The organism is Herbaspirillum sp. GCM10030257 (genome assembly GCF_042666555.1).
Lineage (GTDB): Bacteria > Pseudomonadota > Gammaproteobacteria > Burkholderiales > Burkholderiaceae_D > Noviherbaspirillum.
Map to the genome: position 1 here is coordinate 1 of NZ_JBHTDH010000043.1, position 25,680 is coordinate 25,680.

Sequence of the window (25,680 nt, forward strand, 5' to 3'; positions counted from 1 at the left end):
TTCAGGCCGGCCTCAACCTCTTTCAATACGCCAATTATTTGCTCTTCAGTAAAACGCTGTTTCATGACTGCCTCCTTCACTAGGCAGTTTCCATCTTAGCGCCGTACTAAATTAAGGTAGCAGGTCAAGATCAGTTATGATCCTATCAACAAGTGGATCTATTCCGAATGGAAAGGTTACCAGTCGGACGATTCTGTAAAAGAAGGCTGTGAGCTCATTCTAGAAGCCTTAACTCGCTTTAATGTCTCGAAGGTCCTCAACGACAATAGACAGGTACTTGGAATATGGACAGGTGTGGCGAATTGGTTGGCACGCGACTGGTTTCCGAGAATGCGCATGGCAGGAATGAAAAGGTTTGCCCTGATTTATAGTTCAAGCCGCATGTCACAAATCTCGGCCGATGCTGCCATGCTTCTCTATGATCCGGAAGGCCGCGACGTTGTTGGCTTCCATTCTGAAACCGCTGCCATCGAATGGCTTTCGATGACTAACTCTTAGATCGCACCGAATTAGATATTCTCTGTTGCAAGAGCATTCTAGTCGCCGTAAAAACGCAAACTTAATCCAGTGCCACGACAAAGCACCCACTGGCCCGCACGATCGCCTGCAGCGCCTCTAGACGCTGTTTGTCGTAGTTGCTGTCGGCGTAGTTTTCGGCAATGGTGACGGCAACGACTTGAGGGGCGACGGCGGCAGCATCAGCTCTGCTGGAATCGTCAGGCGCTTCGCCGGCTGCTGCGGCATCGTGGTACACCCGGAAGCCGCCAGGCAGCATGCCAATAGAATTCGGTACATACTTTTCCACCTCCTTGATGATTGTTTGGGTAATCACGCGGTCCTTCGCCACCTTCTCGGCGAACTGGGCGGCTGGCTTGTTGATGGCAGCCTGCCGAAGCAGCCGGTTGTTTTCCGCTTGCTTATCGGCGGCCACCTTGTCGGCGTTCCACTCTGCCCGGACCTTCTCCTTGCCCATCACATAGACCTTCCAGTGCGTACCGACCAGCACGGTAAAGACAACCAGGGCGATTGCGGCTTTGAGGTTCATTGCACCTCCATGCATTTCTGATGCCGCGCCAGTTGACGAGTCCAGACGCCTGAGCAGACCTTATTGCCAGGGCTCGAGCAGTCATAGCCACCTGAGAATTTGTAGAGCAGCAGCGCGTCACATGCGGCCTTGTAGTTGCCCTGCATGAGCTGGCGCCGCATCGATGACTTGGCCCATGCCCCAGTGCCATACTGATAGACCCAATCCATATACAGGTCGTATTCAGCCTGATGCAGCGCCACACCCGGAAGCGACGCACGGAACTTCGCCTCTTCCTTGCCGATATGGTCAGCCGCCTTGACGATCGCACGGACCGGCGTCGTTGAATCGCCGATCCGTACCGGCGCACCGTTCTCATGGAACGTACTGCCGAAACCTACGGTGGGTCGGTCGTTCTTCGTCGGGATCACGGCCGTATCCGTGTAGCCCTCGCTGGTCACGATACCGACGAAGGCAGCAGCGGACAGCGAAAGTGCCGCAACTACAATCCGCGCCCTCATGGGTTCTCCTTGCGCCACTTGGTATAGCGGTCAATCAGGGTGAATAGGATACCCAAAGCTGAGTACGTGATCGCAAAGATGGCGGCCCACTCATTGAGGGTGAAACCCCAAAATGCCCATCCGGTGGCAATGACAGGTGGTGCGGCTTTTACTGCCATGGCGGCTCCGGTTTCGGCTGTTTGTTGGGAAATGCTCATTGCTGGCCTTTCTTGTCAGCGGACGTAAAAAAACCTGCCGTAGCAGGTTCGGATTTGGCGCAGTGGTTCGGGTCTATCCAATCAAGTACCCGGCAAAGGATGCAGCCCCATCGTCGGCCCTCACGGCGCGCGCGGTTCGCCCTGGTGCTGATGAACTCACGGTCGCTGCCATTGGTGGCCGCGTTGCCAGTGCGGTCAAACGCCTTGGCAATCGTGAATGCCTTGTCCTGCGAAAAGAACACGCACCAGAGCATGCGTGCGACCGCATATAGACCGCAAAACACACATGCCAGCCAGATAACGAACAATCCAGCTGCGCGCCTCATACAGGCCACCCCGCCAGAGGATCGATTTCGGACAGCACGGACATGCTGGTTGCCGCGTCGATCCGGTCTTCCAGAAGCTGACGATAGCCAACAACTGCGCCGGTAAAGCCAGCGAAGGCGTCAGCCTTGCCAATGATGCGCGCAACCAGTTCGAGTTTCGGCACGTTGCGATTCATGGCCAGCGCGTCAATCATGGGCGTCGGCGCCAACTCGTCGACCAGAAACGCGCGCGCTTCCATTTCCTGCTTGCTGAAGGTCAGAACTTCGGTCGCAGGATAAGTTGAAGTCAGTGCGTTGATGCGGATGTCGCATTCACGGTTTGCTTCGCGCAGCTTGGCCGCTTTTGCATCGGTCAGTTCTTTTGCAACGCGCTGGCGCCGTTCTTCCTGCTCGCCCTCGGTCAACGACCGCACGCCTGGTGTCACGCGCACGACGCCCACAGGCAGGTTAACGGCAAAGGTTTCGCCCTCTTGCGTTGCGATATGAGTCGCCGAGTTAATGTCGTCGCGCAGCACGTCCTCGTATGGCAACCAGGCGTAAGGATGCACGCCTAACGCCGGGTCAGACCATGTGAGATCGACGAGCGACTCGGGCAACAGGCCGTACAGAAAATCGGGTACCGGCGTACGGTCGGCGGCCAGGGTTGCGCGGTCGACGCGGATATATTGCGCCGCGGTTAATGCGCTGATTGGTTGGGGTGTGTTTTGATTTCCCATATTGCCGCCTTATTCAAACTCTACAATCCATAGTGTGCTGCTGCCGCCCGACGCATAGCCGCGATAGCGGCGTACAGTATTACCGTCAGGGAACCCAAACGCACCCGAGTAGTGCGCACCGGACTGCTCGCAGGAGAACGGGCTTACCGCCACATCGGCGAATTGAAATAGCTGTCCGCAATACGCCATGTTTCCATTTGTAGAGAACCCAGTGCTATATACGGAGTAAAAAACTTTCTTAGGGTTTGTCAAAGGAATTGCGAGCGCCGTATCGGCGATAACCCCGGTTGACGCTAGCTGTACCGACTGTCGACTCTTAACTTTGTTTTTAACTTGCATGGCGCGCAAGTGGCATTGATTCGCCAAATTCAAACCCCCAATTTGAATTTGGGAATCCGAGAATGACACGTACATGCCCGCTACGTTGGTGACGCCGCCAGGCGCCGGGGCGCAATAGAGCGTATGTGGCGAGCAGACAATATAGTTCGATAATGTCGCAAATGCCCCGTACTGACTGCCGTTATTTATCACTGACGCGGTAACAAACAATTGGCCGGGCTTGATGGCGTTCGGCGTAGGGACGGTTACGCCAGCTACGTCGACTGAATAGCCCGAAACCACCCAATCTATATCTAAGTCGAACCCGCCGCTCGCCCTAACTGGCAATCCCGGCATGCCGCCGCCGACCGCCGGGTATCCTTGAGTACCGTATGCGTTACCCATGATTAAACCGCCGCCGTAAAGGATGCGCCGAGGGCGGTAAATTCGACGTTGTTCGCCACGGTTTCACCCGCGTACAGTTCATCGCCCGCTTCAAGGCGTAACGGGTTTGACTCGGTAATGTCGGCAAAAACGGTCGGTTTATTTTCCGTCGTGGTTGCGTACGTATAGGCCGCCATCAAGGCGCTGTACGGTAACAGACGGCGAATGCCAACTGCGTCGCCAGCCTTACGCAAGAACAAATGCAAGCAACTCGCCGTAACGTTTGCGCCTTTCGGAATCACCGATACGCGCGTAATCATTTGACCGTGGTCGCCGCCCGAGGCGAGCAGTACGGTGCCGGTTGCCGACGTTCCGGTCATTGCTGCAAGGGCTGCCGCCACAGTGCACGACGAGGTTTTCGGAAGTTGCGCGAAAATTGGTTTGTTAGATGCTGGCATAAGTCCTCCTGATTAAATTGCGAGTGCTGTCGCCCAATCGGGCTCGATTGTGATTGTTATTGCGGCGCCAACAGCTGACGCTCTAACGGTATCTCCGATGAAGTTCAAAGACGCCGCCGCTGTCGACTGGTTAGTGCCTTCGTCTTTGATGATCAGACCTCCGAGCCTTACCCAATCAGCAGAAATGTCGGTTGGCTCGCTTGCGGCCACATTGCCGAGATTGTTCAGCAATACCCAAAACGCGCCGTTGTGATGCACGCTCGCGGGCTTGTTCAACGCGCCCACAAGACTCGACCAAGTCCCCTTGAAATTGGCAGATGCTTGCGCCACTGCAGCCGCATTGCCCGCTGTCGCGGCGTCTTCAGCAACCTGCTCAGCGGCAGCCTCTACAGTTGCCTGCTTAACTGTGAATTCCTGCTGCAGTGCATCCATCTCAGCGACATGGATCGCATCCCATGCAAGCCGCGCTTCCACGTTGTCATTAAAGGTTGCGGCATCCTGTCCTGGTGAAGGCGCGGTCGGTGGTGGTGTGAGTGCCATTTAGGTAAGACTTTCAATGTTGATTGAGAGAAGTGATTCAGTCGTGTACTGAATTTCTGTTTCGTAGTCTTTGTAAAAACCGTAATTGACCATGCACCCGTATAGAGGCGAGCCGATATATACGACTGGCGTCGCGCGGTACTTGGCCAGCAGGTTATGGAGCCGGTCAATAAAGGTGTTTTGCACAACTACCGAGAAACTTCCGCGCTTACTGTATGCGCGCTCAAGCACGGTCAGATTCCCAAAGGGATCGGTGGTCTTGGCGCTGTAGTCGGTGATGCCTACACGTGCACCAAACTGCGTACCGCCTATCTCCTTCGCCTGACCGACCAGACAAGCACCGCACAAAGCTGTCCCGCCCGGACGGAGAATCGAGACCCGAAGATTTACACCCGCATATGGCGGCAAACCGGTAATGGCGAGATCCCGGATTCGATCACGATCATCGAAGTACCATGAATAATGATCACTGATGCCGGCATGGTCGATCAGACTGAATGTCTGGTCATACACCACGCCGGCTGTCGGACTTTCCATCTCGATATGCAATTCATCCCCATCAGCATTCAAGATCGTGACTGCAGTAGCGCGGCCAGCAATCTGCAGATCGACCTCAATGCTGTTTGGGTTGCTGGTCTGTGACTGCACCGACCTATCGAACATCTTATGACGGTTGGTCGCGCCAATGTCCTGCCACCAGTCCGTCGCCGTCGCCGGCAGGACCGGCAACGGCTTGTTGGTGTTGGCATTCTGCAGAGACCGGTAGACATGATGCGTGGTCAGGCTGATCACACACGCGTCCATCGCGTACGTGCTTCCAGAGTTGTAGACCGCATAGTCATTTTCTGGAACGTTGCTACTCACCAGAATGTCGTCTGTGATCGCCACAACTGGAATTATCGTAAAGCCGTCGCTCATACTGTCAGATCCCTTTCTGCCGGTAAGCCATCACCATCCCATCGCTCCAGCTGCCTCGCCACGCGGCTTGTGTTCTGGGCGATTGCAACGTCTCCCGCCTTCGACTGTTCGCGGAATGCGCGAAGCTCAGCCTGGACGGCCTGCATTGCCGCCACAAGCACTGCGTAACTCTCGTTGGGGTTACGTAGGCGCGATAGCAAGTCATTCGTCACCGAGTTGCTGTAGATGGTGCTCGGCCCAGTCACTTCCAATTCCGGACCGTTCTCACCCACCAGGCGAAGACCGCCAGGGTGATAACCACCACTGGCATAGCCACGAACCACCTTCACGCTGTCTTGGAACGACTTCTCGATCGATGTCATGCTTTCACCGGAAGCAACTCGCCCGGCCCAATATGCCTGTCCTTCCGCCGTCATATAAGAGCTATCGCTGAACTTCCCGTAGAGGCCGGCAACCGTTGCAGCGGTACCGGATTCACCGGCTGGCGCACTTGCTCTAACCGCACGCGCACCGACGATGGCGCCGTTCAAGGCAGCGATTGCAGCTGTGACAGATTGAACTGACGTATTGACACCATTGAGTGCATCAATCTCGGCTTGCGCTGAGGTCAGAATGCCGTCCAGACGTGCCAACTCTGCATCGTGAGCCTTCTTGGCGTCATCAATCTGACGGTTCAGAGATTTCAATGTCTGCTGTTCGATGCTCAACTGCGAATCGGTCAGCTCCGAAAGATCGCGGATCGTATTCGCGTTACGCACGAAATCCCGCTGGTAGTCTTCGAACGTCGCGAACAACTGTTCCGCAGGTTGAGCCACCACACCAAGTGCCGCCGAGAGGCTGTCCGCGTCAGGAAAGACGCCGCCCGCCTTGGCAAGTGACCGCGCAGTTTCAAGTTGTGCGATGGCGCTTGCCCTTGTGACAGCAAGCTGCGACGGCATGCGCATGCTATTCAAGGTCGACTGCAACGACCTCGAAAGCGTGGATAGCTTGGAAATCGACGCATTGACCGTGACGACCTGGTCATTCAGTGGCGTCACAAGATCTTCGAAAGCCTTGCTTACCTTTTCCTTTTGCGCATTTACAGACGTCTCCAATGCGCCAAACAGGTCCGATACTGCATCGAGCGCTGTCTGCTTTTGCGCCTCCTTGGCCTCGTTCTGCGCTTCGGTAAGCTGATCCGCTTCATTGGTCAGTTCGGCAAACCCATCGGCCAGAAGCATCAGTTGGCCAAACAGCACCTGACCTGATGCGCTGCTTTTATCGATGCTATCAACCAGGGTACGGAATCCCTCTGTTGAGGTTGGCAACGTCAATCCCAGCGCGGCAAACTCACCTCGCATGCTGTCGGTCTTCGCTGCAACCTTTTCCGCGTCCGTGAAATAGTTGTCGAAGTAAGAGCTGATCCCGCTATTCAGCGACTCAAGGTCGCGTGCACCGCGGATCATCGGTCGTCCAAGCGTGTTCCCGTCAATGCCGACCATTGTCAAAAGGCCCTGCACAGCGAGCAGATCGCCGTAGGTTTCCGCCAGGTCCGATGCGCTGCCGTCCAGCATTGACATGATGTCGCCTACCCCGGTAAGCGAATTACCAATGCGCTGGGAATTGACGATCGTTTGACGCACGATCTCCGCGCCGACATCGCCCTGCTTGTTCACCACATCCGCGTAGTTGACCGCAGTCAGGCCAAACTTCTCGACTTCAAACTGCGCTGCCTCTACTCCGCTACTCACCCGGATCAGCGTTTCAAACATCCCTTCGCCGACCTTATTGAAGGCGCTGAGCATCGGCATGGCTTTCTCCGCCATGGCGTCGCCCGCAGCGCTCAACACCTCGGAAAGGATTTCCTTCACTTCGGTGCCGCTCTTGCCCATCAGGCTGACTTTGCCCAGACCAATGTCATCCATGTTCACGCCGCGCAGTATCTGATCGATGGCGCCGCCATTGCCGCCCAGCGACGTGCCGGCAGACAGGATGGTGCTGAACATACCGTTCAGGCTCTTGATGAACTCTTGGCCAAACTCAGGCTTGAGCGTGCTGAAGATGTCGTTGACACTTTCTTTCGAGCCGAACCAATTCGACTTGGTCGTTTTTACCGTGCCGTAACCGCGCGCCCAGAGCTGGCCACTGGCAAGAATGTCGCCGATCGATTGTGCATACCATTTCGCCGCAGACGGATCGTTCGCAGTCTCATTAGGGTTAAGTAGGGCCCGGTCAAAAACGATGCCAGAATCTTCCAGGGTGGTAGATTTGCTTCCCCATCCGAAAAAACCTTTCTTGCTGCTGACGCCATATGCAACCTGGTCGGCATAAGTGCCACGTACACCGGCAGTGCCGGATAGAGAAGCGGCCATGCCAGAGATACCGACATCAATGCTGCGCAGTGCGGAAAGCATCTTGCTGGAATACTCAAGAGCGATGTTCGAATTGTTGGCCAGCAGCTCGGTCGCCTTCTCAAGCGATTTCGATTTTGCATCCTCGTCGCCCAGCACGGTACCGGTGCCTTGCTGCTTCTGACGGTCAGCAGCGGATACGTAACTGGCTTTACCGCCACCGCCTCCAATTGCTACGCCCAGGCCGGCAACAACCGCCGCCATGGCAGCCATGCGGCCGAACGCGGTGTAAGGATCGCCATTCGACTGGTTCAGAACTGCGTTAATGGCTTTCGGCACTGTCTCAGCAATGGTCATTGCCAGTTCAGCAGCATGGAAGGCCTGAGACACTGCCATCAAGCCCCGGTATGCAGAGCTCTGTTCATTGAAGAACGTCGCTGCAGCGCCGGCCATATCGCCATAGCCGCGCAGTTGATTCTTCACATCCGCCTGGTTCAGCTTGGAAATAGCGTCAAGGTATTCTTCCTCGGTCTTCTTCCCGGCCAGACGCGCGATCAACGCATCAGCACGTGCCTTCTCGATGGCGGACTGCTTGCGGCCAAAGGTGTCAAGTGACGAAGTCAGTTTGTTCAACGCGTTGCCGGCACCCTTGAACGCATCCTGCAATGCATCGCCGAATTCCACTGCCTTGGTTGGGTCCAGAAACTTGTCAAGGTCGTCCGCAGCCTTCTTGCCAAGGTCGTCAAGGGATTGCTTTTCACCCCCTTCACGCTGGCCGGCAGCAAGTTCTCGCTTTAGCTTCGCGGCCTTTTCCAGATCCGAAGCGTGCTGAACATACGTGTCATGCAAAGCGCCCGCATACACTGCGGCTGAACGCAGATTGGACGCAAGTTCCTCGTCGGCCGCCGCAGCGAGTTCGAGCTTCTTCGCGGCCAGCTCAGCGACCTTTTCTTTGGACAATCCAATTTCGGCGATATGCTCGCGTTGCTTAGTAACTTGCTCCGTAAGTGTTTCGATTTCCTTCTTGCCAACGTTATTTAACTCGTCGGCCATCTTCACAGCGTTACGCTTGTCCTCGACTAGGCTTTCCAGGCTCTGCGCCCGTTCCAGATCGGCCTTTGCCATCGCATACTGCATTGGCGACAGATCGATCAGCTTTTTCTCATAGTCGATTGTCAGCTTGGCTAACTCTTTTTCCGCTGCCGACAGCGGCTTGCCGACTGCAAGTTCAGCCTGCGCCATGGCAATGCGCTCTTGGATGGATTTGTTCAGGCGGTCATAGTCATCGGAAGCCTTCTTTGCCGCATTGCCTTGCTCGCCCAATAGTTTGGCGATTTGCGCAGTCCGCGCTTTACGGGCCGTATCGTTGGCTGCAGCGTTCTGTTCCTGCTGGCCGGATTTCTGATCAAGTAAAGCCAGCTTCTCATTGAGCGTGGTCGAAAACAGTTTCCGGTTAAGGATGTCTTCTTTGTCATCTTCAAACGCGTCAAGCGCCGCACCGGCTGCCTTGAACTCGCCTTGGGCAACGAGGACCGCCGCCGCTGCGAGCGAGCCAAAGCGCTTGCCGATGATTTCAAACACGCGATAGACGCCCTGCCCGGCGTCGCCGACAAAGCCGATCGCCTTGGCCGCGCCAACAGCCCATTCCTTCAGCGTGCCATCTTTTTTCAGCCGTTGCGCGCCCTGGTTCAGCGAATCGGTTCCACTCGCTGATTCCACCAGCGCATCGGTGAACAGCGCCAGAACAGGCAGCGATGCCTCTGCAAACTGATTGAACGTGCCCTCGGTGATCTTTCCAAGGCGCGACAGGTTGTCATTGAACTGCTCAGCACCAGGCAACACTTTCTTGTCGATGACCAGGCCGTATTTAACCGCCTCATCGGATGCCTGCTTAAGCGCCTCTTTGCCGCCGTTCAGTGCCGGAATCATGTCGGTGCCAGCCTTGCCAAACAGCTTTACCGCGAGCGCCGTCTTCGTGGCCCCGTCATCCATGCTGGCGAAGACATCGGCGATGTCGTTCATGACCTCTTCCGAGTCGCGGATGTTGCCGGCCGCGTCCGTCACTTCAACGCCAATACCCTTGAACAGCGCCGCCTGGTCTTTACTTCCACCGGCCGCCTCAAGCATGTTGACGGAGAGTTTCTTGAAGCCGGTCGACAGGCTTTCTACGCCCACATCGGCCAGTGCGCCGATATAGGTGAATTTCTGGACGGCGTCGGTACTGATGCCGATCCGGGATGCCATCTTGTTTGCGGCGTCCATGCCATCGATGGACGTACGTAGTCCGTCGATTGTTTGGGTCACGCCCACATAGGCAGCGGCAGCGCCTACCGCGCCCTTCAACACGCCGCCAAAGAACTCGGACGTTGCCGCCTTGGCGGTGTCCATGTGCCTCTGCGCGTTTTGGGCAAACTTGAGCGCATCCTGATCCGATTTGGACAGCCCTTTCGTGAACTCCGCATATTCGAGCGCGAGCTTTACGACCAATGAACCGAGTGCGCCTGCCATGTGTATGCCCAAAAAAATACCCGCCGAAGCGGGTTTGGTTATGTTTTCTTATCGCTGTCGTATTCCAGGACAGCAGATTCGATGACACGCAAGTCTGAAAACAGCATCTTGCGGTCAGCTCGCGGTATGCCGTCCATCCGCATTGCCGCCTCGATGCGCGCATAGTCCAGGCCTACCCGTACACCGCTAGTGAGACTAGCCACGATGATCCATTGCGACTGCACCATGAGGAAGAACTGCAGCGACTCCCAGTTCTCTTCCCAGACGTAGCACACCACCTCGTCTACGTTTGGCGATGCCTTTTGTTCGACGGCTTGAATAACTTCAGCGGGTGCGCCGGCCAGTTCCAGCAAAGAAACGGTCGTCGCGGTAAAACCGAAATTCGTCGGCGCCCGGTCACCCGCCCAGAACCGGGCCGCCTCTTTTAGTTTTTTTCGCGTGCCTTGAAGATGGATGTCCAGAATCCTTCTACCAGCGCTTCGAATGCCTGCGGAATCTTCAGCAGTGCATCGCGATTGGCGGCATTGAACGGCACGTCGTGACCGGTCTCGTCCACCAGGGCGGACCAACCGACCAGCACGCGTTCCAGAACTTCCTTCTGCGGCAGCGTCTTCAGCTCCTGGATCTCATCCATATCGACCCGGGTGAACTCAGCCATGAAGTCGGATTTGTCTTTGCGGCCGGCATCATTCGGAATTTCAACGACGATTTTGGTTTTGTAAGTCGGTTTCAGTGCAAGTTTGAATGCCATTGTGGATTCCAGTATCAAAGAGGGTTGAAACAAAAGAAAAGGCCCGCGTCTGAAGCAGGCCTTGGTACGAATTACTTCACGGTGATCAGGATGTCGTCGTTACCTTCGTCCGGCTCCAATGCCAGGTTGGCGCCCAGCATGACGATGCCTTCCGAGTCGGAAATTTGCGGGTCGGTCAGCTGCACTTTCGGCGCATCGATCTGGATGATGTTGCCGGCGACGGTGCCGTGCACGATTTGCAGTGCGCCTTTCGTGTTGGCGATGACGGTCGCAAACCAATCCTTTTCCGCGACAGAGGTCATTTCCATGCTGATGCTTCCGGTCATCTTGCGGTCACGAATGGAAACGCTTTCGCGGCCGATCAAATTGCGATAGACCACTTCATTGCCGCAGTCGAACGACAGCGATTCCACGGCGCCGGCATAGCCATGCAAAGACCAAGTCGGTGTGTTCAGTTTGTTCACCGCGACCGGCTCTGTGAAGCCGCTGTAGTCGGTGCCGGCCGGGATAGGCGTATCCGTTACCGGCGAATACAGCACTGTCAGTTTGAACTTGAGCATCGGGATGCCCTTGGCGTTCATCGTGATCTGGCCATTGCCTTTGCAGTCCAGCATCTTGAAGCGCAGTCCGTCGATGAAGTAGTAGCCGGTCACCATTTCCTGATTGGCGGTGATCGGGTTGTACTTCACGTCAGTGCTTGCGGTAATGGTCTCGGCAAAGCCGCACGCGCGGATCAGTGGACCCCATTTCGGAGCAGTACCGGCGACGCCGGCTCCAGCCAATTCGACTTCAAATTCGGACTCGCTGTGCATGTCCGTCAGCACCTTGCCGTTCTGGCCAAAGTACGGACGGATGTTGTCGCGCTCGGCAAAGTTTGCCACCAGCGGTTGCGGTGTTACGCCTTTGCACAGAATGGCATTCAGTGCCGCAGTCGGGTTGGAATCTGTGCCTGCGATCGGCTGGATCTTCACAAGCAAGAGCGCTTGCTTCATTAGTTTTGCGGTCATGTCGGTACCTTTTCAGTCTGGGTTTCGGATGCGGGAGAACGTTTGCCGGTTGCGGGGTCAAACACATACGATCCACCGCGCCCGGCATGTTCATCGGTGGTCAATACTTTGCTCGCATCCTTTACAGGCTCCGGAGCGGGTTGCGGCTTGCTGGTATCTGTCTTTTTCATGGCGTCATCCAAAAAAAATGCCCGCATGTGCGGGCTGGCGTTGAGGGTGAGGATTTACAGGGTGCGCGTTCGAATCCGGTAATTCTGGAAGTAGGCGTAGACCTCGGGGTCTCCCTCGTAGTCCGCATCGCCGTGATCCTCCGCTGCCATGTAGCCAGGGATCGCTTCCATCGCCGCCGTAATCGATGCGCGCATGGCCTTAATTGCTGCCAGGCTGCGTCCGAAGGTAACCACCGCAATCACATGCTGCTCATAGGTGACCGCGACGCCCCAGCCATCTTCCGGCGTGGACTCGATGTCGAACAGGATCGCGGGCCATGTCGGACGCTTCGGGAGTTCCACCGCGTGCGTGTTCGGCAGTACCGCATGCAACGCTGTATAGACGGACTCTTCGATTGTCATTTCTTGTTTGCCTTCTCGATGTCGCGTGCCAGGCGCTTTTCCATCGCCTCGATCGCAGCGTCACGCTTGTTTTCGAGAGCGGGAGCAATGTACGGGCGGGCCTGCATCTTCTTGGTGCCGAACTCGTGATAGAACCAGTAGAACGGGTCGTTTTCACGTCGGGTAACGATGCGGCCAGACTTGCCGACGACGAGTTTCTTTTCTGCCTTGCGCCCAAGGTCCCGGCCATGACGCTCACCAAGGTGATATTGCGCTATACCGTCCGGTGTTTTTTCGCGCTTGATCGCGATGTTGTTGATCAGTGCCCCGGTTTTAAGCAGGCCGTGTTCTTGCGCCAGACGCTTGGCTTCACGCTTGAGTACCCCGCCAGCCGACACCACCATGCCGCGAGCGGTCCGGGTCTTCATTTCGGTGCCGACACTGGCGAACTGCGTCCGGAGCTCGGCAAGCCCTTCGACCTTTTCAGCCATCATTTACCCCGGTGTCGCAAGTCAGGATCAGCGTTTCATTGGCTTCATTGACGTTTTTCACATGCTTGATGTTGTAATACGCGCCTTTGTAGACAACGCGCATCAGCGATGTGACGCCCGGCCGGTACCTGATGGCGAACTCTGTGCGCGCTTCGGATACCTCGCCGCCTTTGGATGTAGTCGACCTTTCGTTTCCGTTCATCGGCAACACCCTTGCAGCGATGGTTCCCTGAGTGACGGGAGTCCATGTCGATATGCGTCCGCCCGATGCGTCCTTGCCCTGCGTAAGTTCTTCCAGGGTGACGCGTTTATCCATCGGTCCGGCGTCCATCAGATCCCCAAATTCACCCGAAACGGATGCAATAGATTCCAGTAAGCGCGGTCGTTGTAGATGCGCTGTTGCGCGCTCGACAGTTCGCGATTCTTATACAGCTCGCCGAACTGCAGCAGCATCGCCGCCTTGATTGCATCGAGCGGGCTTGGTGTAGCGGTCGCGTCATACTCTGAAAGCGCTTGGCCAAGAATTTGCACCGTAGCCACCTCGATTGCGTTCAATAGAAGCTGTATATACGTGTCCTGCTTCGCATCAAACGCAGCATCGCCAGACGGATCGATATTCGCGTGGTGCTTCGCCTCGGCGATGGTGACAAGTGAAGCCATTACTTCGCCTTCTTCTCGCGTGCAGTCTTCGCAGCGACTGGCTTTTGCTCAGACGTGGCTTCGGTGGTCGTGTCACCTTCGGATGTCACGTACTCGGCAACCTTCAGTTCGTCCACCAGATGTTTTGCGAACTCGGCGTCGCATTTGATTACATCGCCTTCGCCCATATTGCCGAACACCGGGCTAACGCAGAGGCGGGTCATCTTCACTTTAGTTTGCATGGCTACTCCACTGAGTTGGGAAAATGAGGCCCGCGGTTAAATGGGCCCCACTGGTTAGGCTGGTGTCAGGTCGCCGCCCTGGAACGCTGCCGGCTTCTCGACGGTCAGCGCTGCGCGACGTTCTGCGCGAATGGTTACCAAGCCCTTCTGGAAGTTGTCGCCGTCCGAATCAGACAGTTCGATCACCACATCCTGACGGTTCCAGAAAGTGGCGCCGGATGAGAACGAACCGGCCATGAAGGTATCGGCTACAACGGCATTCGATTCGATCACCGGCTTACCCCAGAGCATTGGAGCCATGGAAGCGCGCGGACCACCGGAGTTCTTGTAAGCGCCGTTGTCGTCCTTTTCCAGCTCGATTTCAGCCCAATCCAACGGGTTGAGCAGAATCGCGTCGACCGGATAGTCGGAAGTCATTGCCTTGGCGATCACACGGCGGATCAGGTCGGCTTTCTGGCCACCGGTCGCCAGGCTGTAGCCGTGCGCGGTGAAGTTGCCCGCCTTGAAGAAGCCGCCGATGTTCGGTGTGGTGCCGTTGCCGTTGATGATCTGGTTTTCGACCTTCAGGTCGACACCGTAACGCATACGGACATTGATGTATGCGGCCAATGCCGGCGCATCAGCCATCAGCTGTTTGGTGATCTTGATGAAGTGCGCAATGTTCGCCACCGGCATGGTTTCCAGTGTGAAGGTGATCGCCGATTCACCCATCTGACCGCCTTCAGCGCGCTCTGCTGCGTTGTTTGTAAAGACGTTTTCGCGGGTGTACTCGATCGCATTGGACGACGTTGGAATCGAGGTCAGGATCTGCTCGATGCGCAACGGGCGGAATGCACCTGCAACGATGTTCGGGCGACGGTCCGGCGCAACGGTGATGTCAGATCCGGAAACGGTGTTCTTGACCTCGACGCGGAACTTGCTGCGCTGGCCACCGGCAAATTCACCGTAGCCAGCGTTCTTGATGAACTGTTCGCCCCACGAATCATCCTTCTTGGCATCGGGCTCGCCAGTGTGGAAGCCTTTTTGTTCCAGCGCAGCCAGGCGCGACGCGAACTCATGCTGCTGGTCGCCGAGTGCTTTGATGGCGTTCTTCGTTTCGACCGAGACGGAACCGGCTGTCTTGAGCTCTTCGGTTGCTTTCTCCTGAAATGCAGCGATTTTGCCTTCCAGACCGTTGAAAAGCTGCTGAACTTGTGCGAAATCCATGGTAAATCCTTTACTAAATGGGCAAAAAAATAGCCCGCAAATGCGAGCCAGATCGGGGTTTAGCGCGGTTAGCCGTTAAGCGAACCTGGAACTTTGAAGCTGTCAAACATGGTTTTAAGCTCCTGGAACTGCTTCGCTTGGTCCGATTCCTCAACATCCCGCTGAGAAAAGAGGACTTTTGCGCGGCTGACAAGCGCCTTTGCCAGCCCTTTGGAAACTCCGCCTGCATCCCGCAGGTAGAGTTCGAAATCACGAATGCTTTTGATCTCGTCGACCTCGCTTTTGACAGATGCCAGGTCAACGCGGGCGAATGAATCGGCGGGATAGGTCACAATGGAGACTTCCGGTAGACGCGCCACCTTCTTGATGATGCGGCCGGTCGCTGTCTCTTGATAATCGCCGCTTTTAAGCCGGTAGCCGATGGACATACCGTCGACAGTGCCATGTTTCAGTGCCGCTTTCACCTCTTCCGCAAGCGAGTTGCCGGGAGTGAATTCGCCTTCGACATAAAGGCCGTGATCGTCTTCCTTGACGGCCTTCCACGCACCGATGGGAACACCATGAATATCATGGTTGAAGAACATTTTTGGCGCGCCATTGATGCTCAATGTCTCTTCGTAGGCCCCCTTCAGGATGGTGTCACCGTAGGAATCGACGTTTCCAAACGTGGATGCATAGCCGCAAAAGCGATTTCCCTCGCCTTCCAGCTTGATTTGCGAATCACTGAGAGACAGCGTCTTGTGTTCCATTATTTCCCCCTGTCGGCTTCAATTTGCCGAGCATTTCAAGTGGTGCGAGATTGGTTTGTGCGGTCAGTGCATCCGCGCCTGGAATCGGTGGGTCGTTCTCAAGCTGGCGGACCTCATTGCGTGTTTTCAGGCCGTTTTGCACCGCCTTTGCATAGATTTCCATGCGGTCCTTCAGGCTTGAGCGCAGAAGCGCGTCGAAACTGAATTCGACCGTCATTCTGGTGCGTTGCGCAGGGTTCAACACCTTGGCTTTGAGCTCCTGCTCGATGTTTTCCAGCTGCGGGCGGATGTCCTTTTTGAAGAACAATTCGATGATCTCCGCTGTGCTGCTGCCGAGCGTAGTAGATACCGACATGTCACCGATCATGATGGGCGGCACGCCGAACCAGCGGGCGATTTCTTCGACCGAGAAGCGCCGCGTTTCAAGCAGTTGGATGTCCTGCGGCGACATGCTGAGCTGTTCATACTTGGCGCCGAACTCCAAAACCTTCAGCGGGCTGCTGTCACCTTCTACCAGGTCAGCGAATTTCGCCTTGATTGAGGTGCGCTGCTCGGGCGACAGGGCTTTGTCCATCATCAGCACACCGGCGCGCTTTGCACCATTCGCATACGTCCGAGACGCGTGATTTTGTGCGTTGATGGAAATGCCCAGTGTCGACCGCATGTGATCAAGCGGCGACAAACCGATAGTGCCGTTCCCCATCAATCGGATATGGACAACATTGTCTTCATGCAGGACCGTGATATTGCCGTCTTTGTAGTATTGATAGACGACCGTCCCATCGGTCAGGACATGGACTTGTATCTGGTCGGCCATCATCGGCCACAGCGCAATCACATCCTTCTTGGCATTGCGGTCAATCCTCGCATACGCGTTCCCGCGCAGGAAGAGATTGAGCATCATGACCTGCCAGAACACCATTGCCGTCATGCGGCGATTCGGCTTGTCATGCAGCACATACCAAAGTGGATGCCGTCGCGCCAACGTCCGCTTGCCATCGCCGATTTCCTCATAGAGAAAAAGCGGCAAGCTGGCGATTGTCTTGGTCAGCAAGTCCAGGCAGGCCCAAACGGTAGCGATCTGCAAGGCACCTTCGGCGCCCAGCATCGGCGTCTCAACATGCGCGCTTGAGCTCGGACCCGAATTTTGGACGCCACTGCGGTCTTGCATGGCATCGGCCAGGCCAAACCATTGAAGGGCTGTACGGAGAAAATTCATAGGGTTATCGGGTCATTTATGAAATCGTCAAAACTGCCTTGGTCGTCTGTTGCCGACATCAGGCGTCCGACGCCCATCAATAGGGTGCAGACATCGTCAATCTTTTCGGCAGAGCGCTTTTTGTCGGGTGCCGTGTTCATATTTCCGTCTGTGCGCGCCACAAGATTGGATGCGCACCATGTCAGGACCGGGTCGCCGCCGTGCCTCAGCTTCTGGCCGATGTATGCCCGCTCCAATTCCTGCATTGCCGGGTGATAGCTCTTCGGCCCCTGTACGAACTCCACCATCGGCAGATCGCGCGCGACCAGTCGATTGACCAGATCCGTTGCATTCCATGGGTCGTAGGCGATTTCCTGCGGCGTGTACAGGTCTGCCAACTCAACTACATCGGCTTCGATAACCGCGTAGTCCGTAACGTCGCCTTCGGTCTGGGTGATCAGCTTGCTTTCCACCCATGCCGCATAGGGAACCGTACCGCGCTCGGTGCGCTGCATCACTGCATCAGCCGGTACGTACCGTTTTCCCCATGTGTAATAAACCCCATCAACGCGCCAAGTCAGCCGCAGCGATGCAAGGTCGGTCGTCGACGCCAGGTCGAACGCCATCACGCACGGCTTGCCGCGTAGCCATTCCAGATCCACAGCTCCATTGCACTTCGCCCACTTCTGCAGGTTCACCCATGCGGTAGCCGGCGCCGATGGACGGTTGAGCCGCTTGATCTTGAATTCGGCATAGCGCCCGGGCATTGCCTTCGCCTCGATCGCTTCCTTCCGGAGCTCCTTCAGCAGCAGTGGGTTGACCTCCATCAGCGGATTGGCCTTGATCCACTTGCTTTCATCAAAGTCGTCGTCGGCTGGCGTGCCAGCTGACTTGTCTTCTTCGTCCAGCGCGAAGTACACCGCCAGGAAGTGATCAGCCTCGAACACGCCTTGCAGCAGTTGCTTCGCGAAGTGTCGGATCTCGCCCCACGGACCGGGGTTCGTATATCCCTCGGTCGTGGTGTACAGGAACAACGGATTCTTGCGTGCGCCGGCCGCCGACTTCAGCACGTTCAGCAGATCATGCGTCTTGTGTGCGTGGATCTCATCGATACCGCAATGCGACGGGTTCAGGCCGTCTTGCGTGCTGGCCTTCGCATTGATCGGCTTAAACGTGCCGCCGACTTCGTACCGGGCAATGGCGTTCGCAAACGGTTCCAGCGTGAAGGGTTCGCGCAGATCCGGCGTGCGCTCGACCATCTTTTTGGCCACATTGAACACAATGCGCGCCTGGGAGCCGGTCGTCGCTGCGCTGATTACCTGCGGCCCGTTCGTCTCTTCGCAGCAGTAGCAATACAGCAGCACCGCAGAGCACAGGAACGACTTGGCATTCTTCCGTGCGACCGCAAAAAGCGCCGTGGTAAAGCGTCGCGTACCGTCCAGATTGCGAAAGCCAAACAGGTTGACGACGAAGAACACATGCGACGGGTGCATGATCACCGTCGGCGTATCCCATTCGCCTTCAACGTGAGGCAATTTTTCAATGAAGTCGCATGCGTCAACCGCGTGCCACTCGTCGAAAATGAAGGAATTCCCCTTCTTTTTCGCCCGCTTCAGGTCATTGAGAAACCGCTTCGCAGCCAGCCGCACCCACTTGCCGAACCGCTTGCCCTGCTTGTCATTGACTGCATCGTTTGCATAGTCGATTGCAATCTGGACGTAGTTACGCGGTCCGCCTTCCGTTGTTTGCGAACTTGTTTCCTTTCTTTTCCTCGCCACTTGGTTTCACCTTGCCTTGTGCGACCGGCGTCAAACCGAAGTCATTCACCATGTTTCGATACTGGCCGTACAGGCTCGCGGTCGGTGCCTCGCCGGCTGCCCATAGCTGCACCATTTTTCCGTGCAGGGCACACAGCATGCCGAGTGCGGACAGCGCGCCCTCGGTCAGCAATTTGTTATTGGTCAGGATCGTGGCTAGCCGATCCCACTCTTTGACGGCGTGCGCATTTGGCAGCCAGTCGGGGGCAGTTGGCACTTGATCAAGCGTCGGCAACTCAACTCCCGGAGCCGTTTCCCGGCAGGGTTGATTGGTGCCGGATATGCTCTTCAGTTGCGCCAGCTTCTTAGGTGGGCCGGGCATGATGTGTCCTCAAAAAAACGGTTTTTCTAACCTGCATGCGCAAAAAAACGACTTGGGCGACGGTCTTTAGAAAAGGCCGGTTTAAGTTTTTACCCGCCCTTCCTCTTCTCTTCTGCAGCACGTTATGACACGTTGGAAGTTTGATAAACGTCAAATTTTGCAAGCGTCAAAATGTCAAAGTGTGATTGTAAGTAGGTATCACAGAATAACCATTAGACGTCACATCCAAAGGAACTGTATGCCAACCTGGAATCCGACTCCTCCAAATATGGGCAATCACGTTGGTCAGCTGTACCAGCGTAAATTGTCGGCATCTCCACTGACTATCAAAGCGCCGGCAGGTCACCGCTTTTCTATTCGAATTGACGAAGTTCATGCATCCTTGGCACAAAGCGCTCAAATAGATTACCGCCGCTTAGAGACAGATAACGGAATCGCATTCGGGACACTGGGCGGTGACGGCGACATCGGTAAATTGCCCACAAATTGGTTAGTAGGAGATGTCTACCTTGAACCTGCCATATATAGACTGTCTATGCGAAGCTGGTACTTTGGGGACAGCAGGCTTTCTACCGGAACACTAGTAGAGGCACATGAATATACAAATGGAGTCTTCCTAAAAGTCAATGTAGACGACGCTGGCATGTGGCAGAACGGGAATGGACCGGATCACGATTACAACGATCTGATAATGCATGTTTGGATCGAAAAACATCAAGCGTCTGCCGGATGGGCAAGTGGGGTGATTGCCAGTTAGCGCATCTGTTTGTAATGTCCTCTGAACTATTTTCTGCTTCGTCCAAAGCCGCCGTCGTCCCGTGCAGTCTTCATGTCATGGCAACGCTTGCATAATGGACACCAGTTGTTTTTGCTATCCCAGAACAGTGTGCGTGCTGCGTCTATCAACGCTTCGATACCACTGTCGATTGCCTGCTTCAGCCTGTGTGGTATCCGATGGTCGACTACCGTTGCAGCGGTGATCCGTCCTGCCTTCGCGCAGCGCTCGCATAAGGGATGCGCTTGCAGGTAGAACCGTGCAGCACGTGTCCATGCGCTTGTGTATCCACGCTGATGGGCGGTGCCGCGTTTCTTTGCGTCTGCCTGCTGCTTTGCCTTGCGGTGCTGGTCACAGTAGCCTGGTGCGTCGATAGCCTTACCGCATCCTGCCTGCCTGCATATCGACTTAGGGCGACGTGGCATTTTCGCTCACCTTAATATGCAGGCCAGTACGCATGTGTGCCGCCGTCCTTGAGGTAAGCATTCATCGCCGTGGGTCGATCCGGGTGTATCACTACATGACACGGATACTCAGGTGCCTTGCCTTCCTCGAAGGTCACCAGATTGACAATATGATTCGTCGTAATGCTGGTGACGATGGCCGGGTAATCACGGATGCCGTTGGCAACCACGACTGTTTTACCGATAGCAGCGAGACGCATCATTCATTTCCCATCGCACCAAACAAAAAAGCCCGCGAACCGGTGATGGTTGCGGGCGAAGACACGTCGTGCATCAAGCCGTTGAATGCACACCAGCACTATATATGCTGAGAACTTTCCATTCTTACCGCTCGTCAATAGTTGCTCGCAGCCCGCGCTATCCGGAACACTGCGGTGCTTTGCAGTGGAAGCCAGCACGCGATCCTCTGCGCCTGTGTCCAGAATAGCCTTTGCTCGTCTGCGGCTGCTGGCTTTACTCAATACCGCCAATGGGCCAGCGCTGGTGATCACCTCGTCTCAGGGACAAATAGAAATTATTTACACACCATATACACATTTATATTTACTTTTGTGTATATGGTGTGTATTATCGCCACATGAACAGCGCAGACATCATCAAACAACTCAAAGCGGCCGGATGGGAGCATGTCTCTACCAAAGGCAGCCACCACAAATACCGCAATCCGGTCACTGGCAAGTCTGTGATTGTTCCGCACCCGAAGAAAGACCTGCCTATCGGGACCGTGCGTAGCATCCTGAAGCAGGCCGATCTGAAATAACTTTTGTGAGGAATACTATGTTGTATCCCCTGTACGTATGGAAGGACACCAATAGTGCTTACGGTGCCACCTTCCCCGATCTACCTGGTGTTAATACCGCAGCCGATGAACTGGCCGATCTGCCAGCGATGGCGCAAGACGCTGTCGAAACTATGTATGACGGTGAAAATGTCGACATTCCTGTGCCAACCACGGTCGATAAATGGAAGGATCATCCGGACTATAAAGACGGCTTCTGGATGATGGTTGACATCGACCTTACCAAAATCAACAGCAAGCCAGTACGCATCAACATTTCGCTGCCGGAAAACCTTTTGCATGACATCGATGTTGCAGCGAAAGCTCAGCACGTCACGCGCTCAGGCTTTCTTGCCCAAGCCGCACTGAAGGCCATGGGGCGCTAAGATGAATCTCAGGCGCTCCCAATTTGGGCACCTTCCGGATGAAGTCGTCGACCTTATCGTTGACAATCAGTGGACAGTCCTGCGTGCATGGCGCGAACACCTAAACCTTAGCGCCGATGTCGTCGCCCAGCGAATCGACGTGACGCCAAAGGTTTATGAAATGCTTGAACGCACTGAATACCTGCCCGCAGATATGCGTCAACTGATAGCAAAAGCTCTCGGAATTTCTCCCGAACAGCTAGATGTCTAGCAGGCCGCTTTGGGCACCACGCTAAAGCGAGCATTGACGCAGGGTTGCGCCCATTTCTTCGATTTTAGTCACCGCCGACAAGCCGCCCCCACAACGCAAAAAGCCCGTCGCGCAGTTATGCAGGACGGGCTTTTCGTTTCTTCCGGCGACACCGATCCCCTAGGGATCAGTGCACGCGGTTATTGACCGGGATTAAGTTGTCCTTCCATTGTGCAACAATCCTTGCCCGTTTACAAGGGAATTATTGGTCCTATTTGCAAGTGTTCTTTCAAGAAACTTCTCTACCCGGACTCGCTCAAGGTCGAAACAAGAAGTCGGGCGTTGCCGAATGTTGAACTTGCGACAGATGAACGGCACCGCTGCATTGTCGATATAGAGAAACTTAAGGAAGAATTTTTCCCGGTGCGGCAAGCATAGCCATGCCGCATTGATCGCCTCGGCATCGTCAAAGTCCGGCTCCGGCCGTATCGTGCGCGCCGGGGCATCCTTCGAGCTCTCAGGCCGGTATCGCCCTTCCAGCGAACCGATGCAAGTGCCGTGTCTACCTGGTCCGCCCCATCGTACAGCGTCCCGCCAGTTCACTAACCTATCGCGAATAGTCAACGTGTCCTCCCTGCTGTCCGAATGTCATTGCCATGCACCGTCAGGATCTGTCCATCCTCGCACTCGACCCGGTAGTAGCAGCGCTGATCTGTCGCGCCCAGGAACCGGGCTTTCTTCGTCGTCACCGTCGTATTGACCAGCAGATCAAAGCGCGGACCGCAAACCAGCTCCGAAAACTCTGCCTTCGCTGCAGATACGACTCTGCGAACATCTGCATGTTTGGCATGGCTGGCCAGCACCCCGGCTGCTTTACCTGCCGCCATCGCCGCCGCAACCATTGCTTCCGTGATTTCCACTCGATCTATCATTTCCCCTTCCTTTCCCTGATTCCGTTACGCCGCTCTGCGCGGCTCAACTGCCATAGCATCCAATACGACCAAATCAAACGATGGTCCGAACGGATCGGGCAATCCCTTCTCCGCACACCATGCCTGCAGACGTATAAACCCGTTTGCTGCACACTGGTTGTATCCGGCACGATGGGCTGCGGCCAACACCGTGAAAAAGTGGACCATTTCAGGGCTTGCCAACGATGCCTTGACCTCGGCAACGTCATCATCATTCCACTGGTAGTACCCGCGCAGGTATCGCATATCAGCGATGAATTCGGCACTAACTCTCAAAATTCCACCTCCGATAGCGGGATCCCGGTCTCAAGACGCATCTGCTTCGGCAGGTCGAAGCGGTGCGGAAGGTACTGACACGAAGCTGGGTCAAACCAGAAGTGGTAAGAGCCCTCAATGCCCTTATTGCGCTGTTTTTCCAGCTTCAGCAACGCGTCAGGATCGTCCGCTTCCGACATGTCACCGGTGCGGCATTTCTCTTCCTTGGCCTTGTTGCGCCAAACGATGAAAACGTTGTCGACCAGGTCAGTAATGGCGCCCGAACCTTTGATGTCGAACTTGCCCGGAACATCGCTTTCCTTTTCGCCTTTCCGGACGTGCAGGACCAAGTGCACGTGCACGCCGGTGTCATGCGCCACTGCGCATAGGCCGGACACAAAGTCCTTCTGCTGGTTGTTGACGTCGGCACCTTGCTCGCCGCGGATAACCTTGGCCAAGTTGTCGACCACGAAGTGCTTGACCTTGAATTTGTCGACCGCATACCGGATCACCGCCAGTATGGTTTTCGGGTCACTGCTGCCAACATGGTCATAAATCCAAAGCCGATCATTGGACCAATCGAAGAAGCGTTTAATGTAGTCAATCGACGGCATATCACCCGCCCATGCCTGTCGAAGCATCCGCGTCAGCGAGGTCACTGGCGGCATCTCCAACGAAGCAATGCATACTGGCTCATCTTGGGTCATCAGCCCGAGAACCACTTGCCCGACAAACTGGCTTTTGCCGTGCGAGTTGATACCGCCCCAAAGAGAAACTTCGCCCGGGCGGAAGTCAAAGTCCGCATGCGTCTTTGCCCATGGCAGATAAATTTTTGGTGCGTCATCCGGTTTGTAAAACGCATCGATTGCCGGCTGCGTCCAGTCTCTTGCCGGGTCGACCTTGTGGGCCTGATCTGGCTCCTGCAGGTATCCGGAGAGGTCAATCGTGTCGGGAATTCTGTTGTAGTTCACGCTTCAATCCTCGTGTGCAAACTGGTGATTCTGGAAAGGCAACCAGGGCAAAAAATGCATATCCCAGCGCCATTGCTGCTTCGGTTTTTCGATGTCCTCAACCTTCGGCAGCAGGTACAGCTCGCCACCTTCAAACGTGTCCACATCCCATAGGCCCAACCACTCCGGACGATGTTTCGCGATCGTGGCTGCGGTCTGACGCCAATCAGTAAGCGGGTTTGTGTAGATGCACAGCTTGAGCTGTACGACCCACCGCCAGTCGTAAGGCACCGCAGGCTTCGCATTGGCGTACACCGTTGGGTTCATCTGCTGGATCAGCTTGTCTTGAACCTTCCCGACCAGAGAGACGATCAGCATGTCGGCTGGCTTTTCGCCCTTCAGTCGCATGTCGACGATCGCCTTGGCACCGCTCGGCAAGGTTGGCGGCATCTGGCTCATTTGCCTCCCGCGAACTTCGGGTCTTTGCGCCAGCCTTCGGGGTCGTTCGATGCAGCCGGCTTGGTGACGCCCAGCTCCCCGGCGTACTGGGCGAAGTTGGTGGCTCCGAAGAGCGTCTTGGGCCGCAGGAATTCGTCCATTCGCGCATCAGCCCCCCATTTCGCGACCTTTGCGTCGATCACGGCTTTGCACTGCTCGACGGTCGCACCTTCCCTCAGGCGCCCAACGATCAGCTTCGTGTTCGAGTCAACGGGCTGGTAGTTCCGACCGGTGCGTTCATTGAGGTAGGCCAAGATCGCCAACGCGTCCGGCCTGCCGGACAATGTCTTTGATCTTTCCTTTGGTAACAAAGGAGGTGAAGGTGAAGGTGAAGGGCATTCCTTATGCATTGCTTGAGGGATGCTTGTAGCATTGCTTGGAGCATCCTCAATGCATTGCTCAGCTTGCTGCTCTGGCACTGCTTCTGTACTCCATCGAGCATCCGCCGCCTTACGTGCTTTGGCTTGAGCCTTCTCAGCACGCTCCTTGGCTTTTGCTAACTCTTCTTCGATCCTGGAATGCATCCATTTACCATCCACAACTTCAAAAAACATCAGCATTGCTGATCGGAGCTTGCGCCAGCCTGCGCCAGTAGCTTTGGTGATCTGCGCCAGAATCACATCATCATCGGGAGGCGCACCATTACGCCAATAGTCCATGATGAGGAGGAAGTAAGCACCATGCTGCTCCGTGCTTAGACGAGACGTATCCGCAAGGTAGTCGCCGATATAAAGCGGCATCCATACGTCCACGTCTGTTTTCTTTGCAGACTTTGTCATGAAGTTGTCTTCGCCTCGGCGCTTCAAATGGTCTGCGGCTGCATAGGCTCAAAGCCGCACGGCTTAGCGACAGAAACCGGGTGATTTTTACTTTTCATAGATACCTCCTTCTCTCCACTGAAAAAACACATCGGCAGGACGGGTGGAGGAGTCCGTCTTTTCGGGAGCTACCCTAGCCGTGTGCACGCTACTCTTTTCTCCCGTGAAATTTGTTTGATATATGTCAATGGCCAAATTTCGAGAAAAAGAGAGCGCCTAGTGTGGTGTCCCGCAAATAACTTTACAAAGACGCTCAATCTTTTGCAGGATGGAGTCGGCGGTGGCGGTCCAGACGAACGGTCGCGAGTGGACATTGTATTGCGCGACAAAGCTGTCGATCTTG

Annotated in this window: 35 protein-coding genes and 1 pseudogene; 5 read left to right on the forward strand and 31 right to left on the reverse strand. The window is 55.6% G+C overall.

Annotation, left to right across the window (positions count from 1 at the left end; all coding sequences use genetic code 11):
• Window positions 1-336 precede the first annotated feature (336 nt).
• The gene (locus tag ACFQUU_RS27080; RefSeq protein WP_382251431.1) at window positions 337-498 is read left to right on the forward strand and encodes a hypothetical protein; all 162 of its coding nucleotides are present in this window, start codon (window positions 337-339) and stop codon (window positions 496-498) included.
• 61 nt (window positions 499-559) lie between these two features.
• On the opposite strand, the gene ACFQUU_RS27085 is transcribed toward ACFQUU_RS27080, so the two are convergent.
• The 24 genes from ACFQUU_RS27085 to ACFQUU_RS27200 all read right to left on the reverse strand — a co-directional run bounded on the left by ACFQUU_RS27085 (window position 560) and on the right by ACFQUU_RS27200 (window position 19,213).
• Window positions 560-1,045, reverse strand: coding sequence for a hypothetical protein (locus ACFQUU_RS27085; RefSeq protein WP_382251433.1), 486 nt, complete (start codon window positions 1,043-1,045; stop codon window positions 560-562).
• Window positions 1,042-1,545, reverse strand: a complete 504-nt coding sequence (locus tag ACFQUU_RS27090; RefSeq protein WP_382251436.1) for a glycoside hydrolase family protein — start codon at window positions 1,543-1,545, stop codon at window positions 1,042-1,044. Before ACFQUU_RS27090 ends, ACFQUU_RS27085 begins: the two co-directional genes overlap by 4 nt.
• Window positions 1,542-1,742 (reverse strand): hypothetical protein, encoded by a 201-nt coding sequence (locus tag ACFQUU_RS27095; RefSeq protein ID WP_382251438.1) that lies wholly within the window; start codon window positions 1,740-1,742, stop codon window positions 1,542-1,544. The genes ACFQUU_RS27090 and ACFQUU_RS27095 overlap by 4 nt, the downstream gene beginning before the upstream one ends.
• Window positions 1,739-2,068, reverse strand: a complete 330-nt coding sequence (locus ACFQUU_RS27100; RefSeq protein ID WP_382251441.1) for a hypothetical protein — start codon at window positions 2,066-2,068, stop codon at window positions 1,739-1,741. Before ACFQUU_RS27100 ends, ACFQUU_RS27095 begins: the two co-directional genes overlap by 4 nt.
• Window positions 2,065-2,784 carry a hypothetical protein gene (locus tag ACFQUU_RS27105; RefSeq protein ID WP_382251444.1) on the reverse strand — a complete coding sequence of 240 codons (720 nt, stop codon included), beginning with the start codon at window positions 2,782-2,784 and terminating at the stop codon, window positions 2,065-2,067. The genes ACFQUU_RS27100 and ACFQUU_RS27105 overlap by 4 nt, the downstream gene beginning before the upstream one ends.
• Before the next feature lie 9 nt (window positions 2,785-2,793).
• Window positions 2,794-3,507 (reverse strand): hypothetical protein, encoded by a 714-nt coding sequence (locus ACFQUU_RS27110; protein ID WP_382251447.1) that lies wholly within the window; start codon window positions 3,505-3,507, stop codon window positions 2,794-2,796.
• Window positions 3,508-3,509: 2 nt separating this feature from the next.
• Window positions 3,510-3,944 carry a hypothetical protein gene (locus tag ACFQUU_RS27115; protein ID WP_382251450.1) on the reverse strand — a complete coding sequence of 145 codons (435 nt, stop codon included), beginning with the start codon at window positions 3,942-3,944 and terminating at the stop codon, window positions 3,510-3,512.
• 12 nt (window positions 3,945-3,956) lie between these two features.
• On the reverse strand, window positions 3,957-4,418 hold the full coding sequence (locus ACFQUU_RS27120; RefSeq protein ID WP_382251451.1) for a hypothetical protein: 462 nt from the start codon (window positions 4,416-4,418) through the stop codon (window positions 3,957-3,959).
• A 66-nt stretch (window positions 4,419-4,484) separates the two neighbouring features.
• Window positions 4,485-5,402, reverse strand: coding sequence for a hypothetical protein (locus ACFQUU_RS27125; protein WP_382251453.1), 918 nt, complete (start codon window positions 5,400-5,402; stop codon window positions 4,485-4,487).
• Complete coding sequence (locus ACFQUU_RS27130) at window positions 5,399-10,240, reverse strand: hypothetical protein (protein WP_382251456.1); 4,842 nt, start codon at window positions 10,238-10,240, stop codon at window positions 5,399-5,401. The genes ACFQUU_RS27125 and ACFQUU_RS27130 overlap by 4 nt, the downstream gene beginning before the upstream one ends.
• A 38-nt stretch (window positions 10,241-10,278) precedes the next feature.
• Window positions 10,279-10,593 (reverse strand): DUF1799 domain-containing protein, encoded by a 315-nt coding sequence (locus tag ACFQUU_RS27135; RefSeq protein WP_382251459.1) that lies wholly within the window; start codon window positions 10,591-10,593, stop codon window positions 10,279-10,281.
• A 71-nt stretch (window positions 10,594-10,664) separates the two neighbouring features.
• Window positions 10,665-10,991: a hypothetical protein gene (locus tag ACFQUU_RS27140; RefSeq protein ID WP_382251461.1), complete on the reverse strand. Its 327-nt coding sequence runs from the start codon at window positions 10,989-10,991 to the stop codon at window positions 10,665-10,667.
• A 71-nt stretch (window positions 10,992-11,062) separates the two neighbouring features.
• Complete coding sequence (locus ACFQUU_RS27145) at window positions 11,063-11,998, reverse strand: phage tail tube protein (RefSeq protein WP_382251462.1); 936 nt, start codon at window positions 11,996-11,998, stop codon at window positions 11,063-11,065.
• Window positions 11,995-12,168, reverse strand: a complete 174-nt coding sequence (locus ACFQUU_RS27150) for a hypothetical protein (RefSeq protein ID WP_382251463.1) — start codon at window positions 12,166-12,168, stop codon at window positions 11,995-11,997. The genes ACFQUU_RS27145 and ACFQUU_RS27150 overlap by 4 nt, the downstream gene beginning before the upstream one ends.
• Window positions 12,169-12,222: 54 nt before the next feature.
• Window positions 12,223-12,570: a hypothetical protein gene (locus ACFQUU_RS27155; RefSeq protein ID WP_382251466.1), complete on the reverse strand. Its 348-nt coding sequence runs from the start codon at window positions 12,568-12,570 to the stop codon at window positions 12,223-12,225.
• A complete protein-coding gene (locus ACFQUU_RS27160) occupies window positions 12,567-13,043 on the reverse strand; it encodes an HK97-gp10 family putative phage morphogenesis protein (RefSeq protein WP_382251467.1) in 477 nt (158 codons plus the stop codon). Before ACFQUU_RS27160 ends, ACFQUU_RS27155 begins: the two co-directional genes overlap by 4 nt.
• Window positions 13,033-13,371 carry a phage head closure protein gene (locus ACFQUU_RS27165; RefSeq protein ID WP_382251469.1) on the reverse strand — a complete coding sequence of 113 codons (339 nt, stop codon included), beginning with the start codon at window positions 13,369-13,371 and terminating at the stop codon, window positions 13,033-13,035. Before ACFQUU_RS27165 ends, ACFQUU_RS27160 begins: the two co-directional genes overlap by 11 nt.
• The gene (locus tag ACFQUU_RS27170) at window positions 13,371-13,700 is read right to left on the reverse strand and encodes a head-tail connector protein (protein WP_382251471.1); all 330 of its coding nucleotides are present in this window, start codon (window positions 13,698-13,700) and stop codon (window positions 13,371-13,373) included. The genes ACFQUU_RS27165 and ACFQUU_RS27170 overlap by 1 nt, the downstream gene beginning before the upstream one ends.
• Entirely contained in the window at window positions 13,700-13,921 is a 222-nt protein-coding gene (locus ACFQUU_RS27175; RefSeq protein ID WP_382251474.1) for a hypothetical protein, read from the reverse strand. The genes ACFQUU_RS27170 and ACFQUU_RS27175 overlap by 1 nt, the downstream gene beginning before the upstream one ends.
• Window positions 13,922-13,975: 54 nt before the next feature.
• Window positions 13,976-15,127, reverse strand: a complete 1,152-nt coding sequence (locus ACFQUU_RS27180; protein WP_382251475.1) for a phage major capsid protein — start codon at window positions 15,125-15,127, stop codon at window positions 13,976-13,978.
• Window positions 15,128-15,195: 68 nt separating this feature from the next.
• Complete coding sequence (locus tag ACFQUU_RS27185) at window positions 15,196-15,876, reverse strand: HK97 family phage prohead protease (RefSeq protein WP_382251477.1); 681 nt, start codon at window positions 15,874-15,876, stop codon at window positions 15,196-15,198.
• Window positions 15,848-17,095, reverse strand: coding sequence for a phage portal protein (locus ACFQUU_RS27190; protein ID WP_382251479.1), 1,248 nt, complete (start codon window positions 17,093-17,095; stop codon window positions 15,848-15,850). Before ACFQUU_RS27190 ends, ACFQUU_RS27185 begins: the two co-directional genes overlap by 29 nt.
• Window positions 17,092-18,852: a terminase large subunit gene (locus ACFQUU_RS27195; protein ID WP_382251481.1), complete on the reverse strand. Its 1,761-nt coding sequence runs from the start codon at window positions 18,850-18,852 to the stop codon at window positions 17,092-17,094. The genes ACFQUU_RS27190 and ACFQUU_RS27195 overlap by 4 nt, the downstream gene beginning before the upstream one ends.
• Window positions 18,797-19,213: a hypothetical protein gene (locus ACFQUU_RS27200; protein WP_382251484.1), complete on the reverse strand. Its 417-nt coding sequence runs from the start codon at window positions 19,211-19,213 to the stop codon at window positions 18,797-18,799. The genes ACFQUU_RS27195 and ACFQUU_RS27200 overlap by 56 nt, the downstream gene beginning before the upstream one ends.
• A 238-nt stretch (window positions 19,214-19,451) precedes the next feature.
• Between ACFQUU_RS27200 and ACFQUU_RS27205 the strand changes: the two genes are divergently transcribed.
• A complete protein-coding gene (locus ACFQUU_RS27205) occupies window positions 19,452-19,970 on the forward strand; it encodes a hypothetical protein (RefSeq protein ID WP_382251485.1) in 519 nt (172 codons plus the stop codon).
• A gap of 26 nt (window positions 19,971-19,996) precedes the next feature.
• Here ACFQUU_RS27205 and ACFQUU_RS27210 read toward each other — a convergent pair whose 3' ends face one another.
• Window positions 19,997-20,413: an HNH endonuclease gene (locus tag ACFQUU_RS27210; protein WP_382251487.1), complete on the reverse strand. Its 417-nt coding sequence runs from the start codon at window positions 20,411-20,413 to the stop codon at window positions 19,997-19,999.
• Window positions 20,414-20,424: 11 nt separating this feature from the next.
• A complete protein-coding gene (locus ACFQUU_RS27215; protein ID WP_382251490.1) occupies window positions 20,425-20,655 on the reverse strand; it encodes a hypothetical protein in 231 nt (76 codons plus the stop codon).
• A gap of 374 nt (window positions 20,656-21,029) precedes the next feature.
• Here ACFQUU_RS27215 and ACFQUU_RS27220 point away from each other — a divergent pair, with 374 nt between their 5' ends.
• Genes ACFQUU_RS27220 through ACFQUU_RS27230 form a run of 3 tightly spaced genes read left to right on the forward strand, consistent with a single transcriptional unit; the run spans window position 21,030 to window position 21,866 of the window.
• Window positions 21,030-21,212: a type II toxin-antitoxin system HicA family toxin gene (locus tag ACFQUU_RS27220; RefSeq protein WP_382251493.1), complete on the forward strand. Its 183-nt coding sequence runs from the start codon at window positions 21,030-21,032 to the stop codon at window positions 21,210-21,212.
• Window positions 21,213-21,229: 17 nt separating this feature from the next.
• The gene (locus ACFQUU_RS27225) at window positions 21,230-21,616 is read left to right on the forward strand and encodes a type II toxin-antitoxin system HicB family antitoxin (RefSeq protein WP_382251496.1); all 387 of its coding nucleotides are present in this window, start codon (window positions 21,230-21,232) and stop codon (window positions 21,614-21,616) included.
• A 1-nt stretch (window position 21,617) separates the two neighbouring features.
• Window positions 21,618-21,866, forward strand: coding sequence for a helix-turn-helix domain-containing protein (locus tag ACFQUU_RS27230; protein ID WP_382251498.1), 249 nt, complete (start codon window positions 21,618-21,620; stop codon window positions 21,864-21,866).
• Window positions 21,867-22,465: 599 nt separating this feature from the next.
• Here ACFQUU_RS27230 and ACFQUU_RS27235 read toward each other — a convergent pair.
• The 5 genes and pseudogenes from ACFQUU_RS27235 to ACFQUU_RS27255 form a co-directional block, all read right to left on the reverse strand.
• Complete coding sequence (locus ACFQUU_RS27235) at window positions 22,466-22,777, reverse strand: hypothetical protein (RefSeq protein ID WP_382251500.1); 312 nt, start codon at window positions 22,775-22,777, stop codon at window positions 22,466-22,468.
• A 311-nt stretch (window positions 22,778-23,088) separates the two neighbouring features.
• Window positions 23,089-24,042, reverse strand: coding sequence for a DnaB-like helicase C-terminal domain-containing protein (locus ACFQUU_RS27240; RefSeq protein ID WP_382251503.1), 954 nt, complete (start codon window positions 24,040-24,042; stop codon window positions 23,089-23,091).
• A gap of 3 nt (window positions 24,043-24,045) precedes the next feature.
• Entirely contained in the window at window positions 24,046-24,480 is a 435-nt protein-coding gene (locus tag ACFQUU_RS27245; protein WP_382251506.1) for a hypothetical protein, read from the reverse strand.
• Complete coding sequence (locus ACFQUU_RS27250) at window positions 24,477-25,298, reverse strand: conserved phage C-terminal domain-containing protein (RefSeq protein WP_382251509.1); 822 nt, start codon at window positions 25,296-25,298, stop codon at window positions 24,477-24,479. The genes ACFQUU_RS27245 and ACFQUU_RS27250 overlap by 4 nt, the downstream gene beginning before the upstream one ends.
• A 255-nt stretch (window positions 25,299-25,553) precedes the next feature.
• Window positions 25,554-25,680 (reverse strand): annotated as a pseudogene (locus ACFQUU_RS27255) (IS630 family transposase); the annotation flags it as partial.